This is a genomic window from Magnetococcales bacterium (assembly GCA_015228815.1).
Taxonomy (GTDB): Bacteria; Pseudomonadota; Magnetococcia; order Magnetococcales; family UBA8363; genus UBA8363.
The window spans coordinates 1-7,695 of the sequence record JADGCV010000077.1; the positions used below are offsets into that span (position 1 = coordinate 1).

A 7,695-nucleotide genomic window follows, 5' to 3' on the forward strand; every position below is an offset into this window, starting at 1 on the left:
TGATGGGTTTTTGCATGGCGGTTGGGATGATGATGTCCTGGCGACGGCTCAAGGTTCGTGTTCGCGGGAGGAGACGCCACGAGGATTCGATATTCAGGCAATCCAGCGATCCATGTGTCGCAATGCCATCAAAAGGTGTTCGGGATCCTGGGGATCGGGCAGGGGCTGGCCCATCCATTCGAGCAGACGAACGATGCCCCGGGTTGCCGGAACCCGAGGATAATAGCCATCCGCAGCGAAATGGGCAAACTTCATGACGCGGAACAGATTGAACCAATGAAAAAATCGTTTCGTGAACGAGGAGATGGTGGCCGTGTTGGCGCGCATTTCTTCAAGGGCCTCGGGAAAGCGCTGTCCGGCCAGAAAGGGGACCAGGGCGCCCAGGGCGTCGTCCACGATGGCCTCCCCCGACTGGAACAAGATTGGAACAGTGTTGAAAAAAATCTTTAGTTCCTCGTAGATGCGTGGGTCATGGATGAAAAAGGTTTCCTCTTCCGAGTCCTGCCATTGTCCCATTGCCCGTCCGGTGCCAAAAGGGACACGGTGGGAAATGCGGGGAGACGGGAATACCGTCGTCGCCGTCAGGTCGGAGAAAAGACCATGGGCCATCACCTTTTGCAGGAAATAAAAATCCTCGCCCGCCTGCCTCTGGTTCATTCCTCCCACCCGACGATAGGTCGCCGCTCGTACCGCCATGGCCGAGCCGACCGTGTGAAAGGAATGTGGAAAACCGGCATGGCGCAATCCCAGACGATGCGCCCTCAGGAACAGTTCGTATCCGACGATCCCGGCCCGGTGTCGCGCTTCCAAGCCCTCCAGGGGATGCTCGAAATAAATCGAAGCCGCGACCATTTTTGGCCGGGCCGAAAATTGTTCCGTGATTGCCAGGAAATAATTATCGGCGACGCGGCAGTCGGCATCGAGGGCCACGATGATCCCCCCGGAGGGGCGTGGTGGATCCAACAAGCGACGGGCCGCCTCGTCCATGCCGATGCGGCGGGCCAATCCCACCCCCGCCTGCCGGTGCGGCAGACGGGGGTGGAATGCGACGGACACGTCGAAGAATCGATCGGTCCGACCCTCGGACCAGGAGCGCAACTGTTCCAGGGTTTCCTGGTTTCTCTGGTGAACCGGGGCCGCATCCTTGTCGGAACCATTGACCACGACCAGAACATCGATGTCGGCCTCGGGCGGCTGGCAAGCGGCCAGGGAGTCGAGGGTGGCCAGTGGTTCGGGCTCGTCGCGGCAGGGGATGACGACGACAAGCCGGGGTCGCCTGGCTGCCATCAAACTCAATAGCGGACCAGTTTGACTTCAATGACGTTGGGAACCTCCAACAATCGATCCATGATCTCCTTCGGGACATCCTGATCAATGTTGATGAACGCCACTGCCGACCCCCCCTGATGGGTCCGCCCCAGATGAAAATTGGCAATGTTGATTCCGGCATCGCCCAGGATGGTTCCCACCCGTCCGATCAGTCCGGGGGCGTCCTGATTGGCGACGAACAGAAGATTTCCCTCCGGATTGGCCTCGACCGGGACTTCGTTCATGGAAACAATCCGTGGCCGTTCGTCGAAGGAGAGGGTCCCGGAGATGAACCGTTGCCGCTTTTCAGTCGTGATGATGACCGAAATCAGCGAGGTGAATCCTTTTTTCGATTGTTCCCGCGTCGTTTCGGAAACGGTGATGCCCCGTTCGCGGGCAATCAACGGCGCATTGACCAGATTGACGCCTGTTTCCAGCATCGGGGTCAACAGGGAGTTCAGCAGGGTATTGGTGATCGGTTTGTGATTGAGGGCCGCCACCCCCCCCTCATAGATCACTTCGATCGATTGGACGCCCGCCTCGGTCAGTTGTCCCAGGGTGGTCCCCAGTTTGTCGGCCAGATTCAGATAGGGACGCAGCGCCGGAAGTTCCGTTTCGGAGACCGCCGGAATGTTGAGGGCATTCTGCACGGTCCCCTTGAGGAGAAAATCGGAAATCTGTTCGGCGATCTGGACCGCCACCTTGACCTGGGCCTCGGCGGTGGAGGCGCCCAGATGGGGGGAGAGGACAACGTTGTCCAGTTCGAACAAGGGACTTTCCCGGGCCGGTTCCTTTTCGAAGACATCCAGTCCCGCCGCGAACACCTTGCCTGATTTCAACGCCTCGTACAGCGCCGATTCATCGACGATTCCCCCGCGGGCGCAGTTGATGACGATGACTCCCTTTTTCATCCGGGCGAAGGCCTCGCCGTTGACGATGTGTCGGGTCTTGGCGGTCAGTGGGGCATGGATGGTCAGGATGTCCACCCGCGGCCAGAATTCGTCCAGGGTATCGACCAGGTCGATCCCCAGGTCATGGGCCCGGGCCCGGCTGATGAAGGGGTCATAGGCCAGGACGAACATCTTCATTCCCCGGCAGCGCTCGATGACCAGGGCGCCAATGTTGCCGGTTCCGATGATTCCCAATGTCTTTCCAGCCAGTTCCCGCCCCATGAAGCCATTTTTTTCCCACTTGCCGGCACGGGTGGAGGCAGTGGCGGCAGGCAGGTGGCGCGCCGCGGCCAACATCAGGGCCATGGTGTGCTCGGCGGTGGTGACCGAGTTGCCGAACGGGGCATTCATGACGATCACCCCCTGTTTGGAGGCCGCCGGAATGTCCACATTGTCCACGCCGATGCCAGCGCGGCCAATGACCCTGAGGCGGGTGGCGGCCTGGATCAGTTCCTGGGTCAGGCGGGTCGCGGAGCGAATGGCGATGCCATCGTAGTCGGGAAGTTTGTTTTTCAACTCTTCCGGCGACAGGCCAGGAAGATAATCGACCGCAATACCGCGGCTGCGGAACACCTTTTCCGCCTCGGGGGACATTTTATCGGAAATCAGGACTTTTGCCATGGTGATGACCTCGTTGGTGCGGTTATGATTCATGCTCGGCGATGAACATGAGGCCGCGTCCGTCTTGATGGTTCCCGCCGAACCGCGGGGACTAAGGTTGATGCGTGACCTTCGCCGATGTGCTCCCGGTCCCCGATCGGGGGCCATCGCGGAGTTGTCCTTCCGGCGAATAAAAAGTCCCACTTTGACACAGCGAGGAACTCTTTACAACCGTGGACGATCGACATTTCTCTGGACGGGTCCTCGCGGTCGCCGGGACCGATCCCACCTGTGGCGCCGGTCTCTCCCTCGACGTTCGCATGATTCGCCATCTGGGCGGGATTCCTCTGGGTGCCGTCACCGCGGTCACCGTACAGGATACCGCATCGGTTTTTCAGGTCCATCCGTTGCCGGGAATCCTTGTCGCCCGGCAGATGGAGGCGGTACTGGATGACCTCGGCGCCGATTGCATCAAATTGGGAATGTTGGCGACCGCTGATGTCGTGCGGGCGGTCATCGGGGTCATCGAACGTCATCCACGAATTCCGGTGGTCGCCGATCCGGTGGTCGCCGGAACGGGAGGTGGAATCCTTCTCGACGCCGAAGGATTGGAACTGTGGCGCCGTCGCCTGATTCCCCTGGTGACCCTGGTGACCCCCAACCTCCCCGAGGCCCACATGCTTGCGGGACTGCCGTGGCACCCACTCATGCCCGTGGCATCCGTCGCATTCCTCGCCTCTTCCCTGGCGTCCCTGGGGTGTTCGGTGCTTGTCAAGGGTGGGCATGGACAGGGGGACCGGATCACCGATCATCTGTACCACCAGGGAAGGGTTCTGGAGTATCGGCATCCGCGGCTGGAGGGACCTTCCTTTCACGGTACCGGGTGTGCCCTCGCTTCCGCGATCGCCACCTTCCTGGCGTTTTCCACGCCTTTGGAAATGGCCGTCGAGAAAGGGGTTGCAACACTTTTGAAAGCGATGGAAAATGGCTCGGGCATGGGTCGGGGACAACGGGTCCTTGGCATTTGAGTCGTGGCTGTACATGGGCGTTCATTCCGCTTCGAGGAATCTTTGTCATGATTGCCAGAAAAATAAAATTGATCCTGTTCGTCGGCTTGATGCTTCTGTCCGGCCCGGTTGCCGCCCTGGACTGGAGTTGCACCGAAATGAAGGAGTTTGTCGATCGCATGTACGAACTCGGCGATCACATCGCCAAAACACCCAAATTCGATGAATCGAGCCGTTTCGAATCGGGTATGAACACCATCGTCGATGTCCTCGATGCCATCGCACGGGATGAGGAGAAGCCTCAATTCACCAGCGCTGTCGAATCCATGAAGCGGCTGTGGAACATGGATACCTGGAACAACAAGCAGCGTAATGCCTTTCGGCGTTCGTTCGATGCGGTATCGGTGGGATTGGAACGGATCCACGCCCACTATTGCAACTGAACGCGCGCTCTGAAACGGGGGCGGGTTTCGGTCATTTTTCGGAAATGGGGGCGGATATGTCCAAGGTATTGGTTCCACTTGCCGAGGGATTCGAGGAACTTGAGGCAGTGACCATCATCGACATCTTGCGGCGCGCCGACATCGATGTCGTCATCGCCGGTCTGCGGGAAGGACCGGTGCGCGGGAGTCGGCGGACGGTGATCGTTCCGGATGTCGTTTTGGATTTGGTGGTGGACGATGGTTTTGACGCGATCGTCCTGCCCGGCGGCATGCCAGGGAGTCAAAACCTCAACGACGATCCACGCATCCATCGCTTGTTGGAGCGGTTGTCGCGGGAAGGCCGGATCACGGCGGCAATTTGTGCCGCGCCACTGGTGTTGGCCACGGCGGGATTGCTCCGGGGGCGGCGCGGAACGAGTTTTCCGGGGGCGATTTCCCGTGAATTGATGGCAGGGATGGATTATCAAGAAAATGCGGTGATCGTGGATGGCACGGTCGTCACATCGCGGGGGCCAGGGACGGCGATGGATTTTTCCTTGACTCTGGTTGAGATGCTTATGGGGATGGACGTGCGCCGTCGGGTCGAAGCGCCGCTGCAACGCCCCCGGTAACGCCCCCGGTCGGGTTGCGTGTCATGGACCATCCCGTCAATTTCGCGAGCGGGCACGGAGAGGAACGGCCCTGTCCCCGGAGGCCTTGCGTCCCCGTTTTTGTGGCGCCAGGGGGCGTTGAAGCAGGGACTCCAGTCTGGAAAGAAACGACTCGTCGCCCAACGGACGCCCGGTCCGTTCGTGTTTGCGAAGAAGTTCCGCGGTCTCTTCCGACGTCCCGACAGACAGAAATTCAGCCCAATCCGCCACTCGTGTCAATAGGGGGGGCGTTTTGACCAGGATGTCATCCGTCTTTGACATATGGGCCTTGGCACTGCTCCAGGGATGGTCGGATGGGGTCGGCGCCAGTTGCGATCGAACAGGATTGAGTTCGATGAAACGCGCGGCGGCGAGAAGATGGGCTTCGTCCATGGGAAAGGAGGCAAAGCGCCCTTGCCAGAGATGACCTTGCCATTTTTCGCGGGCGTTGATGGACTGGGTGTATCGACGATGCGCCTCGCCAATCGCCTTGCGCAGCCCATCCGACGAACCGGGAACGGCAATCAGATGGACATGATTCGGCATGAGACAGTAGGCCCAGATTTCCACCCCGATGCGGCAACACCATTCAGTCATCAATTCCAGGTACAGGCGATAATCTTCATCCTGAAAAAAAGTCCGCTGCCGCCGATTCCCCCGTTGCGTGATGTAATGAGGTTCTCCCGGAATGACCGCACGCGCAAGTCTGGCCATGAAGATCAACCTGACAGTGTTATTTAACAGGGTAAGACATGTACAGCCTACTGTTCCTTCATTTCCGAGTGCAAGGAAAAACCATATGCTGTCCCCCTGATTGAATCCCTCCGGGCGTTACTCGACCGTAACACTTTTTGCAAGGTTGCGTGGCTGATCGACGTCCGTCCCCTTCAGAACGGCAATGTGATAGGCGAGCAACTGTAGCGGAACCACATAAAGAATCGGGGCTGTCAGTTCGCTGCATGGATTCATTGGAATCAGGTCGTCCGCCTTGCATTCGTGGGTCTCATCCCGATGCTCCTGCGTGATGACGATCAAACGCCCACCGCGTGCCCGCGCTTCCTCCAGATTGCTCACCACTTTCTCGAACAATGGATCCTGCGGCGCCACGACGACGACCGGCAACTCTTCGTCAATCAATGCGATCGGCCCGTGCTTCATCTCTCCGGCGGCATACCCTTCCGCGTGAATGTACGAAATTTCCTTGAGTTTCAGTGCCCCCTCCAGGGCAATGGGAAAACAGGAGCCGCGTCCAAGAAAAAGAAAACCATTCGCGTACATCAGCTTTTGCGCCAGCACATGTATGTCATGGTCCCGAACCAATACCTGCTCCATCAAAGCGGGAACCTGCATCAACTCTTCGACCAACCTTTTTTCATCCGCTTGCGACAGTCGTCCATTGAGACGGCCACACGCGATCGCCAGACAGGCCAGGACCATCAATTGCGTCGTAAACGCCTTGGTCGATGCCACCCCGATCTCGGGTCCCGCCTGCGTATAAAGGACCCCGTCCGATTCCCGTGCAATCGTCGATTCGGGGACATTGACGATTCCCAAGACCTGCTGTCCCTCCCCCTTGGCGTAACGCAGCGCGGCAAGGGTGTCCGCCGTCTCGCCACTCTGCGAAATCACGACCATCATTGCCCCGGAAACCTGGGGTGGCTCGCGATAGCGATACTCCGAGGCAATCTCGACCCCTACGGGAATTCGCGCCAGCTTCTCGATCCAATACCGCCCGACCATGCCCGCATGCAGCGATGTGCCACAGGCGACGATGGTCAGATACGATACCCGTGCCAGGTCGATCTTCTCGATCAAACCCGCGATTTCCACCGTCCGGGTGTATGGGTGGATCAATCCCTTGAGCGTTTCTCCCAGGACCGAAGGTTGCTCGAAGATTTCCTTCTGCATGTAATGCCGATAGGGCCACTTGTCCGCGGTTTCGGCACTGACCCGCGATTCCTTGATCGGACGTACCACCCTTTGCCCGTCCAGATCGGTGATCCACACTTGATTTCGTTCCAACGTCACGAAATCATTGTCTTCAAGAAAAATCATCCGCCGTGTATACGGCACCAAAGGTTGCGCGTCGGAGGCGATGAACTGTTCTCCCTCGCCCAATCCCACGATCAAGGGCGAACCACGTCGAACCGCAAACATTTGATGTTCCACCCCCTGAATCATGATTCCCAGTGCAAAGGCCCCCTCCAGATGATGGATTGCCGCGCAAACCGCTTCCCGCGGTGCCAGACCCCGTTCCAGTTCCCGCTCCACCAGATGCGGAATCACCTCGGTATCGGTCTCCGAGAGAAAGGTCACCCCCGCTTCACTCAGTTCCTGTCGCAGTCGCCGAAAATTTTCAATGATTCCGTTATGCACGACAACGACACGTTTCGATCGGTGCGGATGGGCATTGTCCCGCGTTGGCGCCCCATGCGTGGCCCATCGGGTATGTCCAATGCCGAGGAATCCGGTCAGGGGTGTTTCCCGCACCAGATTCTCCAGATGCAGCAGTTTTCCTTCGGAGCGCCGAATATCAATGTGTCCATCGTGGCCAACCGCAATGCCTGCGGAATCGTAACCCCGATATTCCAGGCGTTTGAGCCCCTCCAACAGGACTGGAGTGGCGTTACGCTCGCCGATGACGCCGATGATGCCGCACATGCCTGCCTTCACTCCCGTCCACGACAAAGTAGTTTTTCCACATCGGGATCAAGGGCGTCTTTTACCCACGATCCGCACCGCCATGCAAAACGCATCG

The 7,695-nt window shown here is 58.8% G+C and carries 7 protein-coding genes; 3 read left to right on the top strand and 4 right to left on the bottom strand.

The genetic code is table 11. The features are described 5' to 3' along the window. Window positions 1-93: 93 nt before the first annotated feature. Both HQL76_17680 and HQL76_17685 read right to left on the bottom strand, forming a co-directional pair. The gene (locus HQL76_17680) at window positions 94-1,287 is read right to left on the bottom strand and encodes a glycosyltransferase (GenBank protein MBF0111000.1); all 1,194 of its coding nucleotides are present in this window, start codon (window positions 1,285-1,287) and stop codon (window positions 94-96) included. A 5-nt stretch (window positions 1,288-1,292) separates the two neighbouring features. Beyond that, complete coding sequence (locus tag HQL76_17685; GenBank protein ID MBF0111001.1) at window positions 1,293-2,879, bottom strand: phosphoglycerate dehydrogenase; 1,587 nt, start codon at window positions 2,877-2,879, stop codon at window positions 1,293-1,295. Between the two features lie 212 nt (window positions 2,880-3,091). Here HQL76_17685 and HQL76_17690 point away from each other — a divergent pair, with 212 nt between their 5' ends. Genes HQL76_17690 through HQL76_17700 form a run of 3 tightly spaced genes read left to right on the top strand, consistent with a single transcriptional unit; the run spans window position 3,092 to window position 4,919 of the window. Continuing rightward, window positions 3,092-3,886: a hydroxymethylpyrimidine/phosphomethylpyrimidine kinase gene (locus HQL76_17690; protein MBF0111002.1), complete on the top strand. Its 795-nt coding sequence runs from the start codon at window positions 3,092-3,094 to the stop codon at window positions 3,884-3,886. A 47-nt stretch (window positions 3,887-3,933) separates the two neighbouring features. Beyond that, window positions 3,934-4,308 (top strand): hypothetical protein, encoded by a 375-nt coding sequence (locus HQL76_17695; GenBank protein MBF0111003.1) that lies wholly within the window; start codon window positions 3,934-3,936, stop codon window positions 4,306-4,308. A 56-nt stretch (window positions 4,309-4,364) separates the two neighbouring features. Continuing rightward, the gene (locus HQL76_17700; protein MBF0111004.1) at window positions 4,365-4,919 is read left to right on the top strand and encodes a DJ-1/PfpI family protein; all 555 of its coding nucleotides are present in this window, start codon (window positions 4,365-4,367) and stop codon (window positions 4,917-4,919) included. Window positions 4,920-4,955: 36 nt separating this feature from the next. On the opposite strand, the gene HQL76_17705 is transcribed toward HQL76_17700, so the two are convergent. After that, the gene (locus tag HQL76_17705; GenBank protein MBF0111005.1) at window positions 4,956-5,651 is read right to left on the bottom strand and encodes a transposase; all 696 of its coding nucleotides are present in this window, start codon (window positions 5,649-5,651) and stop codon (window positions 4,956-4,958) included. A 117-nt stretch (window positions 5,652-5,768) separates the two neighbouring features. Beyond that, on the bottom strand, window positions 5,769-7,598 hold the full coding sequence (gene glmS / locus HQL76_17710; protein ID MBF0111006.1) for a glutamine--fructose-6-phosphate transaminase (isomerizing): 1,830 nt from the start codon (window positions 7,596-7,598) through the stop codon (window positions 5,769-5,771). Window positions 7,599-7,695: the final 97 nt, after the last annotated feature.